At 64.9% G+C, this 22470-nt stretch carries 16 protein-coding genes and 3 rRNA genes; 2 read left to right on the plus strand and 17 right to left on the minus strand.

Annotation, left to right across the window (positions count from 1 at the left end; genetic code table 11):
- Positions 1-11: 11 nt before the first annotated feature.
- The 10 genes from PGN27_RS03755 to PGN27_RS03800 all read right to left on the minus strand — a co-directional run bounded on the left by PGN27_RS03755 (position 12) and on the right by PGN27_RS03800 (position 13506).
- On the minus strand, positions 12-1007 hold the full coding sequence (locus PGN27_RS03755) for an HAD-IIA family hydrolase (RefSeq protein WP_335324885.1): 996 nt from the start codon (positions 1005-1007) through the stop codon (positions 12-14).
- Positions 1008-1889 carry a tetratricopeptide repeat protein gene (locus tag PGN27_RS03760; RefSeq protein WP_335324886.1) on the minus strand — a complete coding sequence of 294 codons (882 nt, stop codon included), beginning with the start codon at positions 1887-1889 and terminating at the stop codon, positions 1008-1010.
- A 187-nt stretch (positions 1890-2076) separates the two neighbouring features.
- Positions 2077-2189 (minus strand): 5S ribosomal RNA (gene rrf, locus PGN27_RS03765).
- Between the two features lie 194 nt (positions 2190-2383).
- Positions 2384-5499, minus strand: a 23S ribosomal RNA gene (locus PGN27_RS03770).
- Positions 5500-5929: 430 nt separating this feature from the next.
- Positions 5930-7447 (minus strand): 16S ribosomal RNA (locus PGN27_RS03775).
- The 16S, 23S and 5S rRNA genes sit together here, the layout of an rRNA operon.
- 409 nt (positions 7448-7856) lie before the next feature.
- Complete coding sequence (tyrS, locus tag PGN27_RS03780; protein ID WP_335324887.1) at positions 7857-9149, minus strand: tyrosine--tRNA ligase; 1293 nt, start codon at positions 9147-9149, stop codon at positions 7857-7859.
- 17 nt (positions 9150-9166) lie between these two features.
- Positions 9167-9778 carry a DNA-3-methyladenine glycosylase gene (locus tag PGN27_RS03785; RefSeq protein WP_335324888.1) on the minus strand — a complete coding sequence of 204 codons (612 nt, stop codon included), beginning with the start codon at positions 9776-9778 and terminating at the stop codon, positions 9167-9169.
- A gap of 47 nt (positions 9779-9825) precedes the next feature.
- A complete protein-coding gene (locus tag PGN27_RS03790; RefSeq protein WP_335325220.1) occupies positions 9826-10047 on the minus strand; it encodes a Trm112 family protein in 222 nt (73 codons plus the stop codon).
- Positions 10047-10481: a hypothetical protein gene (locus tag PGN27_RS03795; protein WP_335324889.1), complete on the minus strand. Its 435-nt coding sequence runs from the start codon at positions 10479-10481 to the stop codon at positions 10047-10049. The genes PGN27_RS03790 and PGN27_RS03795 overlap by 1 nt, the downstream gene beginning before the upstream one ends.
- Before the next feature lie 52 nt (positions 10482-10533).
- On the minus strand, positions 10534-13506 hold the full coding sequence (locus tag PGN27_RS03800; protein WP_335324890.1) for an acyl-CoA synthetase: 2973 nt from the start codon (positions 13504-13506) through the stop codon (positions 10534-10536).
- 124 nt (positions 13507-13630) lie between these two features.
- On the opposite strand from PGN27_RS03800, the gene PGN27_RS03805 reads away from it, so the two are divergent.
- Positions 13631-15418, plus strand: coding sequence for an ABC-F family ATP-binding cassette domain-containing protein (locus PGN27_RS03805; RefSeq protein WP_335324891.1), 1788 nt, complete (start codon positions 13631-13633; stop codon positions 15416-15418).
- A 30-nt stretch (positions 15419-15448) separates the two neighbouring features.
- Positions 15449-16762: a hypothetical protein gene (locus PGN27_RS03810; RefSeq protein WP_418888522.1), complete on the plus strand. Its 1314-nt coding sequence runs from the start codon at positions 15449-15451 to the stop codon at positions 16760-16762.
- Here PGN27_RS03810 and PGN27_RS03815 read toward each other — a convergent pair.
- The 7 genes from PGN27_RS03815 to argF form a co-directional block, all read right to left on the minus strand.
- Positions 16719-17168, minus strand: a complete 450-nt coding sequence (locus PGN27_RS03815; protein ID WP_335324893.1) for a hypothetical protein — start codon at positions 17166-17168, stop codon at positions 16719-16721. The genes PGN27_RS03810 and PGN27_RS03815 overlap by 44 nt on opposite strands.
- The gene (locus PGN27_RS03820; protein WP_335324894.1) at positions 17165-17731 is read right to left on the minus strand and encodes a hypothetical protein; all 567 of its coding nucleotides are present in this window, start codon (positions 17729-17731) and stop codon (positions 17165-17167) included. The genes PGN27_RS03815 and PGN27_RS03820 overlap by 4 nt, the downstream gene beginning before the upstream one ends.
- Positions 17728-18333 carry a hypothetical protein gene (locus PGN27_RS03825; protein WP_335324895.1) on the minus strand — a complete coding sequence of 202 codons (606 nt, stop codon included), beginning with the start codon at positions 18331-18333 and terminating at the stop codon, positions 17728-17730. Before PGN27_RS03825 ends, PGN27_RS03820 begins: the two co-directional genes overlap by 4 nt.
- Before the next feature lie 15 nt (positions 18334-18348).
- A complete protein-coding gene (argH, locus tag PGN27_RS03830; RefSeq protein ID WP_335324896.1) occupies positions 18349-19758 on the minus strand; it encodes an argininosuccinate lyase in 1410 nt (469 codons plus the stop codon).
- 85 nt (positions 19759-19843) lie between these two features.
- Complete coding sequence (locus tag PGN27_RS03835; RefSeq protein WP_335324898.1) at positions 19844-21043, minus strand: argininosuccinate synthase; 1200 nt, start codon at positions 21041-21043, stop codon at positions 19844-19846.
- Between the two features lie 27 nt (positions 21044-21070).
- Positions 21071-21568, minus strand: coding sequence for an arginine repressor (locus PGN27_RS03840; RefSeq protein WP_335325221.1), 498 nt, complete (start codon positions 21566-21568; stop codon positions 21071-21073).
- Positions 21544-22470, minus strand: a complete 927-nt coding sequence (gene argF / locus PGN27_RS03845; RefSeq protein ID WP_335324899.1) for an ornithine carbamoyltransferase — start codon at positions 22468-22470, stop codon at positions 21544-21546. The genes PGN27_RS03840 and argF overlap by 25 nt, the downstream gene beginning before the upstream one ends.

Raw genomic sequence — 22470 nt, forward strand, 5'->3', positions numbered from 1 at the left:
AGCCGATGCGATCAGCCCAGCAGCGACCAGCGGTGCAGCGCCGACCGTGCGGTGTCATCGCCGGCCTCGATGACGAGGGCGTCCGCGGCAGACCACACGGCGTGGGCGGTGGCCCGCACGATACTGAGCTCGTCGGCCGTCTCGATGCCGGTGGACCGTACCGTCGCAGCGGAGCCGTCGATATCGATCCGCCAGGCCGGATGTCCCGCGATACGCAGGTCGTCGGCTGCGGTGTGCAGCGAGCGCAGATCTTCGGCGAGGAAGTCCGGTCGGCTACCGGCTGCCGCGCGGACCATGTCGGCGGCGTCGTTGACCCCGGTCAGGACCATCAGGCTGGGCAGACCCGCGGCATTGGCGCCCTCGATATCGGTGTCTAGGCGGTCTCCGACCACCAGCGGCGTGCCGAAGTCTCCACGTGCCAGTGCATCCTTCATCAGGCTCGGCGCCGGCTTCCCCGCGACCTGGGGTTCGCTGTCGGTGGCGGTGCGCAACGCGGCGACCATCGAACCGTTGCCGGGCAGGAGCCCGCGCTCGGAGGGCAAGGTGCGGTCGACGTTCGCGGCCACCCAGAGCGCACCCGCCCGGATGGCCAGGGCCGCCTCGGCCAGAATGGACCATCCGGTATCCGGATTGTGGCCCTGGACCACAGCGACCGGATCGGCGGCGAAGGTACGGACGGGTTCGAGACCGACGGCGGTGATCTCGGCCGCCAGCGCATCCGTTCCGACGATCAAGACCGCCGAACCGGCGGGCACCTGGTCGGCGACCAACCGTGCCGCACTCTGGGCGCTGGTGACGACATCCTCATCGCGCGCGGTGAACCCGAGCTCGCCGAGATGCTCGGCGACCTGGGATGCCGATCGGGACGCGTTGTTGGTGACGAAGAGTGTCCGGGACTGCACGGCGGCCAGGCTGTCCACGGCCCCCAGTGTGGGTTCGTGCCCACGAAAGACGGTGCCGTCCAGATCCAGGAGCAGGCAATCGTGCTGCTGCGCCAGGGAGGCCATCTAGGTGAGCTCGGCGAGTCGTTCTTCGGCGTCGGTGACGCCCTCGACATCGGCCGCCGCGGCATTGATGAACGCCTGGACCGCCTCGTCCTCCCGGCCGAGGGCCAGCAGAGTCTCGGCCGTGGCATAGAACAACCGGGCATTGGTGGTCCCGGGTCGCGAGGGATCCAGCGGCGGGCTCGAAAGGATGGCGAGGGCCTGCTCGTGCTGGCCCAGATCGGAGCGTGCCCCGGCCACGACCATCCGCAACTCCTCGGCGTCGTCACCGGTCAGCTCGTCGGCTTCGGGACCGCGCGCCAATTCGATCGCCCGTTCTGGGCGGCCCACCCCGCGCTCACAATCGGCAATCAACGGCAGCAGCGCGGACTTGCTCCCCATCCTGCGCGCCGCGCGAAGCTCGGCCAGCGCCTGGGCCCAGTCACCGCAGTAGTACGCCGCGATCCCGACGGCCTCACGCACCGCGGCGATCCGCCCCGAACGGGCCCGCGCGGCCCGCGCATGCTCCAGCGCCGCGGCGGGATCCTCCTCGAGCAGTTCGCCGGCGGCGACCAGGTGACGGGCGACCACATCGGCTGTCGATTTGTCGAGGGTGATGAGCTCGCTGCGGATCTCCGGGGCCAGTTGCTTGGCTTCGATCTCGTTGGGAATCCGCGGTCCGGTGGTGATGTTCTCGCTACCGCCCCGAAAGTCTCGCCGCGGACCATCCGATCGCGGCGGCTTCGGCCGGTCGCGTCCACCCCGGCGGGCGTAACCGCCACTACCGGAACGCTGTGCGCCGTCGGCGCTCGAGCGTTGACCGCTGTTCCCTCCGGAACGCGGATTGTCGCCCGTGGCCCGGCGGTGTCGCCGATCGTCGCTGTTGCCTTGTCTGTCCTCGGCCACAGTCGCCTTCCTGATTGATCAACCGTCTCGCAGAAGGATAGCCGGGAGTCGGCTAAATACGACAGTTGCAGTGAATACGACCATTCATTGTCAATCAATTCTGCAAATAGAAATGGTTGATAAACGCTCAGAGATGCACAAATGCCTCGGCCCTCCAACTGTGTTGGAGGGCCGAGGTTTAATGTGTGTTCGGCGGTGTCCTACTTTTCCACCCTGTTGGGTAGTATCATTGGCGCTGGTAGGCTTAGCTTCCGGGTTCGGGATGGGACCGGGCGTTTCCCTGCCGCTATGGCCGCCGTAACTTTATTCACCCTTTTCTGGGCGTCCCACTGTATTGGTTGTGGGAAATCTTTGTGTTTTGGTGGTGGGGTGCGTCAAAACCATTTCTGGTTTGTGCGTGTCCAATGTGGATGTGTGTGGTTGCGGGCGTCACGTTTGTGTGCGTCATCTTGTTTCTTACACATGGTTGATTTTGTTACCCACCAGGGGTGGGTGTGTGTAAGTTTTCGGCCGGTTAGTGCCAGTTCCCTGCGACCATTGCTGGTCTTCTAGGTCTGGTCTATCGATCCCGTGGTCTGCGGGGGGCCTTATCCCTCTAAAAGGGTGAGAAGCCTGGTCTTGGAAGAGGTTTCCCGCTTAGATGCTTTCAGCGGTTATCCTGTCCGAACGTAGCTATCCAGCAGTGCCCCTGGTGGGACAACTGGTAGACCAGAGGTTCGTCCGTCCCGGTCCTCTCGTACTAGGGACAGGTTTCCTCAAGCTTCTGACGCGCGCGGCGGATAGAGACCGAACTGTCTCACGACGTTCTAAACCCAGCTCGCGTGCCGCTTTAATGGGCGAACAGCCCAACCCTTGGGACCTGCTCCAGCCCCAGGATGCGACGAGCCGACATCGAGGTGCCAAACCATCCCGTCGATATGGACTCTTGGGGAAGATCAGCCTGTTATCCCCGGGGTACCTTTTATCCGTTGAGCGACACCCCTTCCACTCAGAGGTGCCGGATCACTAGTCCCGACTTTCGTCCCTGCTCGACATGTACGTCTCGCAGTCAAGCTCCCTTGTGCACTTACACTCAACACCTGATTGCCGTCCAGGTTGAGGGAACCTTTGGGCGCCTCCGTTACATTTTAGGAGGCAACCGCCCCAGTTAAACTACCCACCAGGCACTGTCCCTGAACCGGATATACGGTTCGAAGTTAGAGGCCCAATACGATCAGAGTGGTATTTCAACAACGACTCCACACACACTGGCGTGCATGCTTCACAGTCTCCCACCTATCCTACACAAACCGTATCGAGCACCAATACCAAGTTGTAGTGAAGGTCCCGGGGTCTTTTCGTCCTGCCGCGCGTAACGAGCATCTTTACTCGTAGTGCAATTTCGCCGAGTCTATGGTTGAGACAGTTGAGAAGTCGTTACGCCATTCGTGCAGGTCGGAACTTACCCGACAAGGAATTTCGCTACCTTAGGATGGTTATAGTTACCACCGCCGTTTACTGGGGCTTAAATTCTCCGCTTCACCCCGAAGGATTAACGGGTCCTCTTAACCTTCCAGCACCGGGCAGGCGTCAGTCCGTATACATCGTCTTGCGACTTCGCACGGACCTGTGTTTTTAGTAAACAGTCGCTTCTCACTGGTTTGTGCCACCCCCTCCCGCTACCCACCGCAAGGGTGTTGACGGTATGGAGGTCCCCCTTCTCCCGAAGTTACGGGGGCATTTTGCCGAGTTCCTTAACCATAGTTAACTCGTACGCCTTAGTATTCTCTACCTGACCACCTGTGTTGGTTTGGGGTACGGGCCGTGTGTGAGCTCGCTAGAGGCTTTTCTCGGCAGCATAGGATCACCGAATTCGCCTCACTCGGCTATGCATCACCTCTCAGACATATGAGACACGGATTTGCCTATGTCTCGTCCTACAGGCTTGCCCCAGTATTACCACTGACTGGTACGGCTACCTTCCTGCGTCACCCCATCGCTTGACTACTACCAGAGAAGGTCCCGCGCAGCCGGCAACTTTCCGCTCCCGAAGGATTGGATAGGCCACCATTTGGGCGGTTAGTACCTCTGATTCATCATGGGCGCGCACACACGGGTACGGGAATATCAACCCGTTGTCCATCGACTACGCCTGTCGGCCTCGCCTTAGGTCCCGACTCACCCTGGGCGGACTGGCCTGCCCCAGGAACCCTTGGTCTTTCGGCGGGCAAGGTTCTCACTTGCCTTATCGCTACTCATGCCTGCATTCTCACTCCCACACCCTCCACAGCTCCATTACCAGGCTGCTTCACTGGGTGCAGGACGCTCCCCTACCCATCAACAAAAGTTGATGCCGCGGCTTCGGCGGTGTGCTTGAGCCCCGCTACATTATCGGCGCACAATCACTTGACCAGTGAGCTATTACGCACTCTTTCAAGGGTGGCTGCTTCTAAGCCAACCTCCTGGTTGTCTTCGCGACTGCACATCCTTTTCCACTTAGCACACGCTTAGGGGCCTTAGCCGGCGATCTGGGCTGTTTCCCTCTCGACGCACGGAGCTTATCCCCCGCCGTCTCACTGCCACGCTTTCACTTACCGGCATTCGGAGTTTGGCTGACGTCAGTAACCTTGTGAGGCCCATCGGCCATCCAGTAGCTCTACCTCCAGTAAGAAACACGCAACGCTGCACCTAAATGCATTTCGGGGAGAACCAGCTATCACGGAGTTTGATTGGCCTTTCACCCCTACCCACAACTCATCCCCTCAGTCTTCAACCTAAGTGGGTTCGGGCCTCCACAACATCTTACTGCTGCTTCACCCTGGCCATGGGTAGATCACTCCGCTTCGGGTCCAGAACACACCACTACACCAACCCCTCTGGATTGGATACGCCCTATTCAGACTCGCTTTCGCTGCGGCTACCCCACACGGGTTAACCTCGCGACATGTCCCTGACTCGCAGGCTCATTCTTCAAAAGGCACGCCATCACCCCACCAAAGGAGGGCTCTGACGGATTGTAGGCACACGGTTTCAGGTACTATTTCACTCCCCTCCCGGGGTACTTTTCACCATTCCCTCACGGTACTAATCCGCTATCGGTCATTAGGAAGTATTCAGGCTTACCGGGTGGTCCCGGCAGATTCACAGCAGATTTCACGGGCCCGCTGCTACTCGGGGAACAGTCTCACAACAGAGTGCATGTTTTCGCCTACGGGACTCTCACCCTCTACGACAGACCATCCCAGGCCCTTCGACTAACACACACTTTTCTCACTGTCGCCCAGCACGGCGGTGCTGAGAAGAAACGCCCCACAACCCCGCACACACAACCCCCGCCGGGTATCACATGCATACGGTTTAGCCATCCTCCGCTTTCGCTCGCCACTACTCACGGAATCACAATTGTTTTCTCTTCCTACGGGTACTGAGATGTTTCACTTCCCCGCGTTCCCCCCTGCACCCTATATATTCAGATGCAGGTAACACGACATCACTCGTGCTGGGTTTCCCCATTCGGACATCCTCGGATCCACGCTCGGTTGGCAGCTCCCCGAGGCATATCGCAGCCTCCCACGTCCTTCATCGGCTCCTAATGCCAAGGCATCCACCATGCGCCCTTAAACACTTACAACACAAAAAACCAGATCAAAAAAAGAAATTGCACATCAAACACACACAACAACACCCCAACCAACAACACCAACCCGAAAGCCAGCGCCCCAGTCAGAGCCTTCTTGCGTGCTAGATGCTCGCAACCACTATCCACAAATCAAACACCACACCCCACCACCAAAGCAGGGCAACAACAAACACCGTCCGAACACCAGACCAACGCCTGATCCCTCGCGGCCGACCCACACACTCCACCGAGCATGCGATCGCAGGGCCTGTTGTCTCAAAGCCCAATAGTGTGCCTGGCAGCCAGTCCCAAAAGACCAAAAATGTTTGTTGTCGTGCACCAGACCCGCCTCCACTACAGAGGTCGAGCCATCCAACGAATCGCCTCGAACACCGAACCCCCACACGATGTGGGCGGGCCGAGGTCTCGTGGTGCTCCTTAGAAAGGAGGTGATCCAGCCGCACCTTCCGGTACGGCTACCTTGTTACGACTTCGTCCCAATCGCCGATCCCACCTTCGACGGCTCCCTCCACAAGGGTTAGGCCACCGGCTTCGGGTGTTACCGACTTTCATGACGTGACGGGCGGTGTGTACAAGGCCCGGGAACGTATTCACCGCAGCGTTGCTGATCTGCGATTACTAGCGACTCCGACTTCACGGGGTCGAGTTGCAGACCCCGATCCGAACTGAGACCGGCTTTGAAAGGATTCGCTCCACCTCACGGCATCGCAGCCCTTTGTACCGGCCATTGTAGCATGTGTGAAGCCCTGGACATAAGGGGCATGATGACTTGACGTCATCCCCACCTTCCTCCGAGTTGACCCCGGCAGTCTCCTACGAGTCCCCGGCATAACCCGCTGGCAACATAGGACAAGGGTTGCGCTCGTTGCGGGACTTAACCCAACATCTCACGACACGAGCTGACGACAGCCATGCACCACCTGCACACAGGCCACAAGGGAAACCACATCTCTGCAGTCGTCCTGTGCATGTCAAACCCAGGTAAGGTTCTTCGCGTTGCATCGAATTAATCCACATGCTCCGCCGCTTGTGCGGGCCCCCGTCAATTCCTTTGAGTTTTAGCCTTGCGGCCGTACTCCCCAGGCGGGGTACTTAATGCGTTAGCTACGGCACGGATCCCAAGGAAGGAAACCCACACCTAGTACCCACCGTTTACGGCGTGGACTACCAGGGTATCTAATCCTGTTCGCTCCCCACGCTTTCGCTCCTCAGCGTCAGTTACTGCCCAGAGACCCGCCTTCGCCACCGGTGTTCCTCCTGATATCTGCGCATTCCACCGCTACACCAGGAATTCCAGTCTCCCCTGCAGTACTCTAGTCTGCCCGTATCGCCCGCACGCCCACAGTTAAGCTGTGAGTTTTCACGAACAACGCGACAAACCACCTACGAGCTCTTTACGCCCAGTAATTCCGGACAACGCTCGGACCCTACGTATTACCGCGGCTGCTGGCACGTAGTTGGCCGGTCCTTCTTCTGCACATACCGTCACTTGCGCTTCGTCTGTGCTGAAAGAGGTTTACAACCCGAAGGCCGTCATCCCTCACGCGGCGTCGCTGCATCAGGCTTGCGCCCATTGTGCAATATTCCCCACTGCTGCCTCCCGTAGGAGTCTGGGCCGTATCTCAGTCCCAGTGTGGCCGGTCACCCTCTCAGGCCGGCTACCCGTCGTCGCCTTGGTAGGCCATTACCCCACCAACAAGCTGATAGGCCGCGGGCCCATCCCACACCGCAAAAGCTTTCCACCACCGACCATGAAGCCGATGATCATATTCGGTATTAGACCCAGTTTCCCAGGCTTATCCCAAAGTGCAGGGCAGATCACCCACGTGTTACTCACCCGTTCGCCACTCGAGCACCCCGAAGGGCCTTTCCGTTCGACTTGCATGTGTTAAGCACGCCGCCAGCGTTCGTCCTGAGCCAGGATCAAACTCTCCAAACAAAAACCCCCACACCCAAAAAGGCGCAGGCAGAATTCGAATCAGAAAAATCCGATCACAAACAAAAGACACCAAAAACTGGCATCAAAAAAAAACCATCTTACGTGGCAGGAAGACGGGGAGTCCCCCACCAAGATGGCAAAAAACAACAAACAAAAACCACCAAACACACTATTGAGTTCTCAAACAACACGCCCGATCCTGACCGCGCAACAAGTCCGCGGCTAAAAGCCGCGGTCCGTAGTGCGGGCAGTGAGGTACTCCCCCGTTAAGGGTTTCTCTCTCGGATTTGTCTTCGCTCTCCGGCTTGAGGCCGTGTCGCTCTGACCTGGAATAAGTTACGGCAGGGCTAACAGCGAGTCAAATCGCCTGGTCAGCTCGACATCTTCGCTGGTCAGAGCGCCAGTCGCGTTACGAACCGGCAGTCGCTCGCACAACCCCGGCAATGTTGCGCTTGCCACGTCGCAACACCAGCCAACGGTGGTGCAAAAAGTCCGATGCTTGTGGTATCCACTCGTCGCTTTCGATTCGCACGTTGTTCACGTAGACCCCGCCCTCGGCGAGGGTGCGCTTCGCCGCACCACGGCTGGCCACCAATCCACTGGCCACCAGGAGGTCGAGAATGCCGTCGGCTCCGCCGGCAGGGAGCTCGGCCACCGCGCCGTCGCCGGCCTCCTTCAACGCCGCACCCAAGGTCGACTCGTCGAGATCGGCCAATTCGGCCCGGCCGAACAGGGCCTGACTGGCCAGCTCGACGGAATCGGTCGCGGCCTGACCGTGCACGAGCGTGGTGAGCTCGCGCGCCAGCCGGCGTTGGGCAGCGCGCTCGTGCGGACGTGATGCGGTGGCCTCGGCCAACTCGTCTATCTCGCCGCGGCTCAGGAAGGTGAACCAGCGCAGGTAGGGCACGACATCGGCGTCCGCGGTGTTGACGAAGTACTGGTACCAGGCATACGGGCTGGTCAACTCCGGATCCAGCCAGAGGTTCCCGCCGCCGGTCGATTTGCCGAACTTCTTGCCTGTCGAGTCGGTGACCAGCGGTGTGGTCAGCGCATGGGCGGTGGCCCCGCGCTGTTGGCGCACCAGGCGTACGCCGGCGACGATGTTGCCCCACTGATCGGATCCGCCGATCTGCAGCGCGCATCCGTACCGGTCGTGCAACTGCACGAAGTCGTTGGCCTGCAGCAGCATGTAGCTGAACTCGGTGTAGGACATCCCGTCGCCCTCCAAGCGGCGACGAACCGTGTCGCGGTCGAGCATGACGTTGACCGAGAAGTACTTGCCCACGTCACGCAGGAACTCGATGGCCGACATCGGTCCAGTCCAGGACAGGTTGTTCTCGACCACCGCGCCGGTCTCCGAATCATCGAACTCGACGAACCGTTCCAGCTGCCCACGGATGCGATCAGCCCAGGCGGAGACGGTGTCGCTGGTCTGCATGGTGCGTTCACCGCTGTCACGCGGGTCGCCGATCAATCCGGTCGCCCCGCCGGCCAGCACGATGGGTCGGTGCCCGAACTGCTGGAACCGGCGCAATGTCAGCAGCGGCACGAGATGCCCGGCGTGCAGGCTCGGCGCCGTCGGATCGAAACCCGAGTACAGCGTCAGCGGGCCATCGGCCAGCGCATCGGCCAGCGCCTCCAGGTCGGTCGACTGCGCGATCAGTCCGCGCCATTCCAGCTCATCCAGGATGCCCGTACTCACGCTGCCATCTTCCTGTATCAGTCGCTGGCACCCGGCGCGGGTGCCCGTGGACTGCGCCGGTAAACCGACACCTCCCGACATCCTGGCAACCAGAACCGCCATGCCCGGTCCGCGGCGGTGCTGACCCCTACCCGCGGCCCCTCGACCGCGGCGACCGGATCAGCCAACTCAAGACGCACCGCGGAGGTCGGTGCAAAAAGGTCGATTCCGTTGTCTTCCATATTGATTCCCAGGGCCGAGCACAGATTTCCCGGACCTCGGGCAAGACCGTGATCGGGTGCGCCGAGACCGCGCCGGGATCGGGCCACGGGCTCACCGTCGTCGATCACCGCTGCACGCAGCAGCACTGCGGCCGCGACCCCGTCGGGTCCGCAGGACACGTTGGCGCACACATGGATCCCGTGGCTGCGATAGGTGTAGAGCCGACCAGCGGGGCCGAACATCACCGCGTTACGCGGCCGCATGCCACGAAACGAGTGTGCGGAAGGGTCTGGCCACGGACCATCGGACGGTCCGCCATAGGCCTCGACCTCGACGATGGTGGCGCTGACCCCGCGGCCGAAAAGCCGCGCACCCACCAGCCGACGTGCCGAGTCCACCGGGTCCGCCGACAACTCCGCTGCACCCACGCACCGATTGTGCCCGCGCTCGACCCTCGGTCACCAACCGCGCTGGGTCAGCGCGGATCCGCCTGGGCCGCGCCGATCAGGCGGGCGTGCTCGGCGTCGTCGGTGATGGTCACCGCCTCGTCGATCAACAACACCGGGATACCGGCGTCGATGCGGTACGCGCGGCGCAGCCGAGGGTTGTACAGACACTCACCGGCGACATGATGGAGCGGTCCGCGGTCCTCGGGGCAGACCAGGATCTCCAGAAGCTTGGCGTCGAGTGTCACGATCAGCCGAACGGGGCGATGCTGCTGCCCCACCCCGGAGGCGCCAGCGGCTGGTCGTTGTCGGGGTCCGGCGGCACCCACGGGGCGGCCGGGCCGACCGGCGCCGGGCTCGCCTTGCCTGCCGCCGCGCGCTGCAGCGCCTGGCGTTGCTGGGCGACGGTGGCCTGCAGCGCCTCGGTCAGCGGCACGAGGTTGGGACGCTGGTCCAGCGCGGCCCGCAGTGCAGCCTGGTTACCCGGTGACGGCGGAATGCCTCGATTTCGGAGCGTGATGGCCGACTCGAGGAGCTTGGACACCTGACCGCCGGACGCGCCGGAGGCGTAGATATCCGCGAGGCTGTCCAAGATGTCGGCATGCGCGGTCGCGGTGGTGCCGCCGGTCAGCAATCCGGCGGCGATCATGGCTGCCGCCAGCGAACGCCGAGTGAATGATGTCATCACGATCCTCCTAGCCGGGAGCCTAACAGCGCACCGCGCGCCGGGCTCGGTCTCACAGACCCAGCTCGGCACGCACCGCAGCGGTCATGCGCTTGTACTGCAACGTATCGCCGTCGAAGTACCAGGCGTTACGGGTGGACTTCGGGATGCCCGCGGAACGCAGCGGACCCACCTCCGGCCGGTACGAGGCACCGAGGGTCATCTCCGGTGCCGCATAGACCACATCCGGGGCGCGGCCGACCGGCAGGGCGGCCAGCGCCTCGGTGACCTCCGCGCTGGGAACGCTGCCACCGGGACGCAACGCCACCGCCGTCAGTACCAGCGGACCGTCGGCACCGTCCACGCAGTAGGTGACCGCCAGATCGACCGCGCCGATGCGGCCGACCGCATCGTTGACCGCGGCGGTGAACACCACGCCAGCCGGGGTGCGGATCACCGCGCTGCGGCTGTCGACCAGCCAGTAGTCACCGTCGTCATCACGACGGAAAAGCTGCTCGGTGGACACCCAGGTGTCCGCGGGCGCGAAGACGCCCCGCTTGACCGACGCGGTCGGATCGATGGGACCCCGGGGGCGTGCGAGCAACAGCCCGACCTCACCGGGTTGAGCCCGCAGCACGAAACCGCGCTCGTCCTCCAGGATCAGATCTTCGTCGACGTCATAGGCCGCGAGCTCGACGAACGGGCCGCCCGGCAGCGGCCGGCCCTTGCATCCGGGCTTCACGTCGGCGACGTTGGCCATCACCGCCTGCCCGTCGGTGGTCGCGAAGAACTCGACGACGTGGGCCGGGGCGAACACCTCGCTGACCCGACGCCACAGCCCGGTGGGCATGCCGGCTCCGATGAACAGGCGCACCGACAGTGTGCCGTTGAGGACGAACGAGGGATCGTCGATGACCTCACGCAGCATCGCCCACGTGTAGGACACCACGGTGACGCCGTATTGACGGATCTCATGCAGGAACCGGTCGGGGGCCAGCCCTCGCGACAAGGCGATCCGGGCGCCGCCGACGACCGCGCCACCGAGGCTCACCAACAGCCCGGAAGGGTGATGTAGCGGGGTGAGGCAGTACACGGTGTCGCGGTTGCCGAGGTTGGCGGCCGACGCCGTGCCGAACGCCGAGAGCGCCCAGCGATAGTTGGTGATCTGGCGGGCCACCAGTTCCCCGTTGACCGTCGCGAAGGCGATATAGGCGACATCGCGGGCGAAACCGGGATTCGGGCGGTACCAACCGGGCAATTCGACACGGTCCGGGTCGATGCGCTCCATGTCGATGACCTCGGCGGAACCACTGCCCGGTTCGGGCAGCTGCAACTCACGCGTCTCGCCGCCGCCCAGCACCAGTACCCGGCGGTCCAGCGTGCGCGCTGCCTCCAGGTTCGCCGGATCGGTGAGGATCTCGACCACACCGCCGAGTCGGGCCGCCAGGGCCAGATCGGCATCCGGGGGCATCAGCACCGCCACCGCTCCCAGCCGGGACAGTGCGGCGATGGCGACCAGGGCGCTGGGTCGGGTCTGCATCAGCACACCGACCCGCACGCCCTGGCGGACGCCGACGTCGATCAACCCGCGCACGACGTTGTTGACGCGGCGGTCGACCGCCTCGTAGGTGTGCACACGACCGTCGAACAGCAGGAACTCGCCGTCGGGGTGACCCAGCGCCTGTTCGGTCATGATCCGGCCCAGCGAGATCCGGGTGTGGTCGTTGATCTGGCCGAGCCGGGCCAGCCGGGGCAGGGTGCGCGCGGTCTCGACGAGGAGCGTGCGCGCCGACTTGTTGGTCGCGACAACTGCATCAGCGGCCGAGCGGGCCAGCTCGAAGGCCAGCTCGGAAGCGGCTGCCGCGCCGTGCGCGACGCGAGAGGCCAGCGCCACCCCGCTGTCGGTGGACTCGTCGGGTTGCTCCCCCATGGGGACGACGGCCTCGGGCAACTCACCGTCACCGCTGCGCCACTTGACCCAGGAGGCCACCGTCGGCCAGGTCTGGGTGGCCGCCTTGGATCCGACGACCAACCCGAAATGCCCTGCGCGGATCAGATATTCGTAGGTATCGGCCTGCGGTGCGGCAGTCTTGATCCCGCGTACCGCTGCGGGCTGGCCGATATCGTCGACCTCGCCGACCACGGCAAGCACCGGGCACTTGATATCGGCGAGCGTCACCAGCTCACCGCGGATGTTGAACCCGCCCGACATCATCCGGTTGTGTGCGATGAACTGCTTGAGAAGCTCCGAGATGGCAGGCCCCGACCAGGCGATCCAGCCCTCCGAGTCCAGGAACCGGCGCTGCTGCTCACGCGGGAGCAGCGCCTCACGGTCGTGGAGTTGGCGCAGGAAGTCCAACCGGGCCTGCGTCGTCTTGATCGGATCGAGCATCTGGAACCCGGTGCGCGCCAACCACCCCGGGATGTCGATGCGGGAGAAGACATGGTCGGCCATGAAGCTGGCGGCGACCGCACCGACGTTGGGCGGGATACCCATCGGCAACGCTGCCAGGGTGTCGACCGGGGACCCGAACCCGATGATGCTCGCCAGATCCTTGGACCTGCGATACGCCGCCGTCTGGTAGCAGAACATGCCGCCTTGGGAGTACCCGGCCAGGTGCACGTCACTGCCGGTCACCCGCTTCACGGTGTCGATGGCCTCGCTGAGCGCCACCACGTGGTCGGCCAGGTTGCGTTGCATCCCGCCCTCGACCTGATCGGGTGAACCGAAATCGATCACCCACGGGTCGATGCCCGCGGAGTGCAGGATGCCGACCGCACCGTCCGCACGGGTGACATCCCACATATCGGCCGACATCATCATCGGGTGCACCATCAGCACCGGCGGGCCGGCCGGCGCGGCGCCGGGTCGGGTATCCGGCGGGAAATAGCGTCGCAACCGGTACATCGGCACGCTCTCGATGATCTGGTACGGCGAGGGCACCGCCCCGGTCTCCAGACCGCCGTAGCGCAGCACCTCGATGCCGTTCTGAGCGGTGGCCAGCAGTCGGCTCACCGGACCGGTAACCAGTGAGAAATCCACCACAGTGCTCCCCTACCGTATGCGTCGACACCAGCGCCAATCCCCCGATTGCCCCGACATCATGGCACAGCACCAGTGGTCGGCCGCCGCGAATGTACAGCGCGGCCCCGCCTAACCTGGACGCGACATGGCGCATCTTCTCGGGGCCGAGGCCCTACATCTGGAATATCCCACCAAGGTGGTCTTCGACTCGGTCTCCCTCGGGGTAAACGAGGGTGACCGGATCGGCATCGTCGGACGCAACGGCGACGGAAAGTCCAGCCTGTTGGCCATGCTGGCAGGCAGGGTGCGACCCGATTCGGGCCGCGTGACGGTGCGCGGCGGGGTGCGGGTCGGCGTGCTCGATCAGGCCGACACCCTCGATTCCGACGACACCATCGGGCATGCCGTCGTCGGCGACGTGCCCGAACATGTGTGGGCCGGTGATCCGCGCGGACGTGACGTCATCGCCGGGTTGCTCGGCGACCTGAGCTGGGATGCGGTCCTCGGCACGCTGTCGGGCGGTCAGCGGCGGCGGGTCGCGCTGGCCCGACTGCTGGCCGGCGACCACGACGTGCTCGCCCTCGACGAGCCGACCAACCACCTCGACGTGGAGGCCATCACCTGGCTGGCCGAACATCTCAAGCGACGCTGGTCAGCGTCCGCGGGTGGGCTGCTGGTCGTCACGCACGACCGCTGGTTCCTCGACGAGGTGTGCACCACCACCTGGGAGGTGCACGACCGGATCGTCGAGCCGTTCGACGGCGGCTATGCCGCCTACATCCTGCAGCGCGTGGAGCGTGATCGACAGGCCGCCACGATCGAGGCGCGCCGGCAGAACCTGGCCCGCAAGGAACTCGCCTGGCTGCGACGCGGCGCACCGGCGCGCACCTCCAAACCGAAATTCCGCATCGACGCCGCCAACGCGTTGATCGCCGACGTACCCGAGATCCGGGACAAGGTCGCGCTGCAGTCTCTGGCCGTCACCCGGTTGGGCAAGCAGGTGGTCGATCTGTTGGACGTCTCGGTCAGCTATGGCGAGAAGACCGTGCTACGCGATGTCGAATGGCGCATCGCACCGGGTGAACGCACCGGCATCCTCGGGGTGAACGGGGCGGGCAAATCAACCCTGCTCGGTCTCGTCGACGGTTCCGTGCAGCCGACCGAGGGACGCGTCAAAACCGGCAAGACCGTCCACATCGCCACTCTCACCCAGGGCGCCGATCGGCTGGCCGACCATCTCGACGAACCGGTCCGGGTGGTGCTGAGCCGGTTGGCCACCACCTACACATTCGGGGCCGGTTCCAAGGCCCAGGAGCTCACCCCGAGCCAGCTCCTCGAGCGGCTCGGGTTCGGCAGCGCACAGCTGTCGACTCCGGTGAAGGATCTGTCCGGTGGTCAGCAGCGTCGTCTGCAGCTGCTGCTGATCCTGCTCGAGCAGCCCAATGTGCTGATCCTCGACGAGCCGACCAACGATCTGGACACCGACATGTTGGCGGCGATGGAAGACCTGCTCGACTCGTGGCCGGGCACGCTGATCGTGGTCAGCCACGACCGCTATTTCCTGGAGCGCGTCACCGACCAGCAGTACGGCATCCTCGGTGGGCATCTGCGGCATCTGCCCGGCGGGGTCGATGAGTATCTACGATTGCGGGCTGCGCATGCGTCGCAGACCGGTCCAGCGGCCGCGAAACAGCCTGTCCAGGAGGGGTTGTCGGGCGCCGACCTGCGCACCGCGCAGAAGGAGATCTCGGCGATCGAACGCAAGCTGGAGAAGCTCGCCGCCCAGATCGACGCCGCCCACGTCCGGCTCGCCGAACACGATCAGGACGATTACGAAGGGCTGCAACGGCTCAGCGGTGGGCTGCGGGAGCTGGAATCCGAGGTTGCCGCGCTGGAGGAGCGCTGGCTCGAGTTGTCCGACACCGTAGGCTGACCGGAAAATTCGGTCGGGGGGCCACTTAGGATGAATGCCGTGCGATACGTGCTGGCGCCGGTGACGCTGTGCGTGCGCTATTTCCCGCAGTTGGTGGCCTGTTATCTCGTCGGGTATCTCGGCCGGATGGGCGCCATCGAATGGGCCGCCTGGGCCGGCTATGACAACTACGTGTGGGCCTCGCTGATCATGCCGCTGGCCGGTATGGCGCGGCTCGGGTCCTATGTGGCGATGTTCCTGGTGATACGGCCGGGCATTCCCGCGCTGGCCGGACTGGCGCGGCGACCTGCCCGTCACATCGACATCTTCGCTACCATCATAGTGCCGTTCTTCGCAATCTATCTGGCCTGGCAGATGTTTCGGGAGGACTGGCTGTCCTTCGAGTATCGCGCCATGGAGTACCGCGCGGGCGCGGCGATGATGTCGCCGGATTCCTCGCCCACACTTCATCCGAGCATGCTGCCGGTTGGCACCGTCACCCTCGTCATCATCGGCCTGGCGCTGGTGGCCCGGTTCGCCCTCGGCCGGCTTAAGGACCGCACACCGACCTGGTTGCTGCCGGTTCAGGTCTACCTGGACACGCTGTGGGTGTTCCTGGTGCTGACCTACTCGGCCAGCCAGGGTCTCACGATTCTGATCAACCCGTCGGCCTGGATTGCCGAGCGACGGATCATCGTGTGGTTCAACGACACTCGCGAGAGTCTGTTCTCTCATGTGCAGTTCCTCCAGAAGATATGGGATGCCGTGATTTGGGCCATCAGCACCGTCTTCGGTGGCGCGGCGGTCCCGCTGATCTGGCTGGCCGTCGCGTGCATCGTCTACGGCGCCACCGCCAAGGCCGACTGGCGGGCCGAGGCTCAACGAATCGGTGGCGCCCGGATCGACCGGTGGATGCAGCGCGCCGAGACGAGACGCACCCGGTTGAGCACCGGCTGGAAACGCGTCCCCGGCAAGGTGCGCACCGAGGTGCGCAATCAGCTGACCGGGCAGATCGGCAAGTTCAAACCGATCACCGACTCAGCCCACGTCATCGCCGCCGGCGGCGTGCTCGCACTGTCGATGTATGTGCTCGGCTACCTCGGCCTGGCGTGGCTGGACATGGCAGGCAGCTTCTATCGGGCGCAGCTGGGCCCGGGCTATCTCTTCCGCGGCATGGCCTGGCTGATCGGACCGCACGACATCGGATTCTGGTTCGCCACCTGGGACGTGATGGCCTTGATCTCGCATTCGATCATCGAGCCGCTGCGGATCTGTCTGGTGGCCTGCGCACTGGCCTGGTGCGTGCAGCGCTCTGCCGCGGCTACAGCTCCAGCCGGAGCAGAATCGAGCCGTCCGGTCGCCTGACGTCCACGGCAGTCGGCTCCGCGCTCGACGGCACCAGGAACGTCCACGGTAGCGACATCTCAGTACCGCACGGCGGGCCGCTGCCACGCCACGAACGCTCCCCCTCGATCAGGTAGCCGGTGCAGCCGAATTCCTCGGCGGCCGTGCCGGTTCGCTCGATCAGCACGTTCAGCTGGACCGTGCCCTCGGGCAGGGCCGACCCGTATTTGGTCGTCGTGCGGCTGACATTGCGGACCGACCATGTCTGTCCATCGACCTCGATGGACTGCCGCGGCGCGGCGGTGTGGGCGGGCACGACGGTGCGCCGGTAGTCGGTCCACTCCGGTTCCAGGATGAACACGGTGGCGGTGACCGCCGTCGCGGCGGCGACGGCGGTGCCGATCAGATTGCGCTGCCAGAGCTTCATGTTCCGACCTGTTTTCCCTGGCCGATATCGATCAGATCGGTGCGGTGCACGAGCGGATCGGACAGATCGATATCGACGACCAGCCGGGAATTCAACCGCCAGTCCCCGACCCAGATTCGCATCGCGATCCGGCCGCGGTCGGGCGCCACGAGATCTGGTGGTACGTCGAACACCCACGAACCGCTGGCCCGGATCCCGGGGGCCAGTGACCCGGTGACCGGGATGATCCCGAGCCGGCTGGTCGGGACATAGGTGTTGGGCCCGACGATCAGTTCGACCGAGGGCACCTGGTCGCTTCGTGTCGTCATGGCTGCACCATCGACAGCGACCCAGACACCGACCGCGTCGACGATGCCCGGCGGGTACTGGGTCTTCTTGACCCGTGGGCCGATCCGGACGGCGTCGACCTGTGCGGTGATCGCCGCGCCGGTGGCCTGCTGTCCCATCGCGACCTCGACATCGAAGGGGGCGAACACATCGTCGGGGATCGGCAGGCTGTGCCACGTCCAGGCCCCGGCCGCGATGACCGCGGCGGTCGACAAGGCGGTCAGCGAGCGCCTCACCGTGTGCCGCCGACCGGGACGCTGAGCTGTGCGTAGTCGGTCAGACTGGACACCCAGCCCTGACCGACGGTCGCGTTGATCTTGCGGACCTCCTTGCTGATCCGCACCGGTAATGCCGCTCCGACCGCCACCGCATCGGCGGGAACATCCCACATCAGCACCACGTCATCGGTGAGACCCGGCCCGAGGGTTATCGACAAAGTGCCGTCGGCCAGCCGGATGGCCGCCAGGTTCACGGCACCGGTCAGCCCGACCAGTTCCACCGGTTGCGCCACCGGCCCCGGCAGGGTGCTGGTGTTGTGCACCTTCGTCACAAGACCGAGATAGCGGCGGCCCGGCTTCGGCCCGAAAATGCGGCGCTCACCGGCGCGGACCTCGTCGACGAGGGTGGCGCGCAGCACCGTCATCTCGAACCGTCCGGTGTCGAACCGTTCGCCGACCTTGATGTCGGTGATCCTCTTGTCGACGGTGTCCAGCCCGCCGAACGCGGCGGTGGCGACCAGGATCGCCACCAACCCCGCGCGACGCCACTCCTTGAGTCCCCACCCCGCCAGCCACCGCCGGATACGCCCGGACGCGGCGCTCCCCCGAGCCGGTTCCATGGCTGCAGATCCTACCTAGCGCAAGGCGGTCCGTAGCCGGTCGGCGGTGTCGCGCACCACGGTGAGCTGACGCGCCACCTGAATCGGTGCCGTGCCGCCGCGCGCATCACGCGAGTCGACCGACCCCGCGATGGTCAGCACCGTGCGCACTTCGGCCGTCAGTCCCGGGTGGATACCGGCCAGTTCATCGTCGGCGAGTTCTTCGAGTCCGACGTTGCGTGCCTCGGCCGCCTTGACTGCTGCGCCGGCCGCCTCGTGTGCAACACGGAACGGAATGCCTTGACGCACCATCCATTCGGCGATATCGGTGGCCAGCGTGAAGCCCAGCGGCGCCAATTCGGCCAACCGGTCGGTGTCGAAGGTGAGGGTGGCGACCAATCCGGCCATGGCCGGCAGCAGCAGTCGCAGCTGCGCTACCGAGTCGAAGACGGGTTCCTTGTCCTCCTGCAGATCCCGGTTGTAGGCCAGCGGTTGTGCCTTGAGCGTCGCCAGCAGACCGGTCAGGTTGCCGATCAGCCGCCCGGACTTTCCGCGGGCCAGTTCGGCGATATCCGGGTTCTTCTTCTGCGGCATGATCGAGGAACCCGTCGACCAGGCGTCGTGCAGCTTCACATACCCGAATTCGGTGGTGCTCCACAGGATGATGTCCTCGGCCAACCGGGAGAGATCCACCGCGATCATCGCGAACACGAAGGCCGCCTCGGCCGCGAAATCCCTTGCCGCAGTTGCGTCGATGGAGTTTTCGGACGCGGCATCGAAGCCCAGCTCGGCGGCGATCGCATCGGGATCGAGCCCCAGCGACGATCCGGCCAACGCGCCGGAGCCGTAGGGCGACACCGCGGTCCGCTTGTCCAGGTCGACAAGGCGTTCGGCGTCCCGCAACAGCGGGTGCGCGTGGGCCAACAGATGATGGGCCAGCAACACCGGCTGCGCGGACTGCAGATGTGTCTTGCCCGGCATGATCGCCGTCGGATGCGCGGCGGCCTGGGTGGCCAGCGCCGCGACCACGTCGAGTACCCCATCGCCGACGGCCTTCACCGCGTCACGCAGCCACATCCGGAACAGGGTGGCCACCTGATCGTTCCGCGAGCGGCCTGCGCGCAGCCGACCACCGAGTTCCGGGCCGACCCGGTCGATCAGGCCGCGCTCCAGCGCTCCGTGCACATCCTCGTCGCTGGGCAGCGGCCCGAAGCTGCCGTCGGCCACATCGGCGCCCAAACTGTCCAGACCGGCCAACAGGCCATCACGCTGGTCGTCGGTGAGCAGGCCCGCGCGGTGCAGGACCCTCGCATGCGCCTTGGAGGCGGTGACGTCATAGGGGGCCAACGCCCAGTCGAAGTGGGTCGACTTGCTCAGCGCGGCCAGCGCGTCGGACGGTCCGTCGGCGAACCGGCCGCCCCACAGCGATCCTTCGTTGGTACTCATGCAGATTCCTTCCGCGAGCGTGCGTGAACTCCGGTCTGGCAGCGGCGTGTCGCCCGCAGACGCGCACGCTCGCGGAGGAGTGGGGTCACAGGCCCAGGTCGCGCTTGGCCGAGATCTTGCTGCTCAACCCGTGGACGTGCACGAAACCCTTGGCGCTGGACTGGTCGAAGCTGTCGCCCTCGTCGTAGGTGGCAAGGTTGAAGTCGTACAGCGAGGTCGGGCTGCGGCGGCCGTTGACGGCGATGTGCCCGCCGTGCAGGACCAGCCGGATCTCGCCGGTGACGTGCTCCTGGGTATGGGCGACGAACGACTCCAGCGCGCGCTTGAGCGGCGAGTACCAGAGGCCGTCATAGACCAGCTCACCCCACTTCTGGTCGGTGCCGCGCTTGTAGCGGCCCAGCTCGCGCTCGAGGGTGACGTGCTCCAACTCGGTGTGCGCGGTGATCAGCACCATGGCCCCGGGCGCCTCGTAGATCTCGCGGCTCTTGATGCCGACCAACCGGTCCTCGACGACGTCGAGCCGGCCGACGCCCTGGGCGCCGGCGCGCCGGTTGAGCTCCTCGATGGCCTGTAGCACGGTGACGGGCCGCCCGTCGATGGAGACCGGCACACCCTTCTCGAACCCGACGATCACCTCGTCCGGCGTGCTCCAGTTGAGGGTGGGGTCCTCGGTGTAGTCGTAGACGTCCTTGGTGGGGGCGTTCCACAGATGCTCGAGGAACCCGGTCTCCACCGCGCGGCCCCAGACGTTCTGGTCGATCGAGAACGGGGAACGCTTGGTGACGTTGATCGGGATATCGTTCTCTTCGGCGAAGGCGATGGCCTTCTCGCGGGTCCATGCGTAGTCGCGCACCGGGGCCAGAACTTCCAGATCCGGTGCCAGCGAGGCGAATCCGACCTCGAAACGGACCTGGTCGTTGCCCTTGCCGGTGCAGCCGTGGGCCACGATGCCGCCGCCGTGCTCGCGCGCCGCCTTGACCAGATGCTTGACGATCAGCGGCCTGCTGATGGCCGACACCAGCGGGTAGCGGTCCATGTAGAGCGCGTTGGACTGGATGGTCGGCAGGCAGTACTCGTCGGCGAACTCGTCGCGGGCGTCGACGACGACGGCCTCCACGGCGCCGCAGTCCAGGGCGCGCTGACGCACGACATCCATGTCCTCGCCGCCTTGGCCGAGGTCGATGGCGACGGCGACGACCTCCTTGCCGGTTTCCTTGCCGATCCAGCTGATGGCCACCGAGGTGTCCAGACCGCCGGAATACGCCAGGATGACGCGCTCGGACATTGGTTGATCTCCCTTTTTTGTGAACTGTTACTTCAAGTTTTCGAACATGCTCGCGAGCTCTGCGCCGGTCATCGGCTCGCGGGCTATCACGAAGATGGTGTCATCACCGGCGACGGTGCCGACAACCTGGGGCAACGATGCCCGGTCGATGGCGCTGGCCAGGTAGTGCGCGGCCCCTGGCGGGGTGCGCAGCACGGCCAGGTTGGCGCTGGAATCGGTGGAGACCAGCAGTTCGCCGAGCAGCTTCGTGACCCGCTCGGTTCCCCCGGAGACACCCCGTACCGGGCTGCCGTCCTCGGGCACCACGTACACCCCTACCCCGCCGTCGGCCCCGCGCAGCTTCACCGCACCGAGCTCCTCCAGGTCCCGGGACAGGGTGGCCTGGGTGACCTCGATACCCTCGGCGGCGAGCAGGGCGGCCAGCTCGGTCTGGCTGCTGATCGCATTCGACGACAGCAGCGTGACGATGCGGGCCTGGCGGCCGGCTCGGGTCGGAGTGCTCACGACCGCCGTTCGAGCAGCCAGGCCAGCAGCGCCTTCTGGGCGTGCAGCCGGTTCTCGGCCTCGTCGAAGACCGCGCTCTGCGGGCCGTCGATGACATCATCGGTGATCTCGTGTCCGCGGTGCGCCGGAAGGCAGTGCAGGACAACGGCATCGGGATCGGCCAGTTTCAGCAGATCGGCGTTGACCTGGAACGGGCGGAACGGACGGACCCGGTCCAGTCCGTCGTTCTCCTGACCCATCGAGGTCCAGGTGTCGGTGACCAGGACATCGACACCGTCCACGGCGGACCTCGGGTCGGCGCTGACGGACACCGTCGCTCCCGTTTCGCTGGCGCGGCGGCGGGCCGCGTCAACGAACTGCGGATGCGGCTCGAAACCCGCCGGCGCGGCGATGGTGACGTTGATCCCGGCGGTGACCCCGCCCAGCATCAGCGAATGCGCCATGTTGTTGGCGCCGTCGCCCAGGTAGGTCATGGTCAGTCCGTGCAGCGCGCCCTTGCGCTCGGCGAGGGTCTGCAGATCGGCGAGCACCTGGCACGGGTGGAACTCGTCGGAGAGCGCGTTGACGATCGGGACGGTCGCCCCCGAGGCCATGGCGCTCAGGCGTTCCTGGGCGAAGGTCCGCCACACGATGGCGTCGACATAGCGCGAGAGCACCGCGCCGGTGTCTTCCAGGGTCTCCTCGCGACCGAGCTGGGTGCTGCGACCGTCGACGACGACGGCGTGCCCGCCGAGCTGGGCGATGCCCATCTCGAAAGAGAACCGGGTGCGGGTGGAGTTCTTCTCGAAGATGACGGCGACGCCGCGCGGCCCCTCCAGCGGGCGCCGGGAGAACGGCGCCGCCTTGAGTTCGGCGGCCAGCGCGAGCACCTCGGCCTGCTCGTCGGGCGTCAGGTCGTCATCACGCAGGAAATGGCGGGTCAT

Source organism: Mycolicibacterium neoaurum, assembly GCF_036946495.1.
GTDB lineage: Bacteria > Actinomycetota > Actinomycetes > Mycobacteriales > Mycobacteriaceae > Mycobacterium > Mycobacterium neoaurum_B.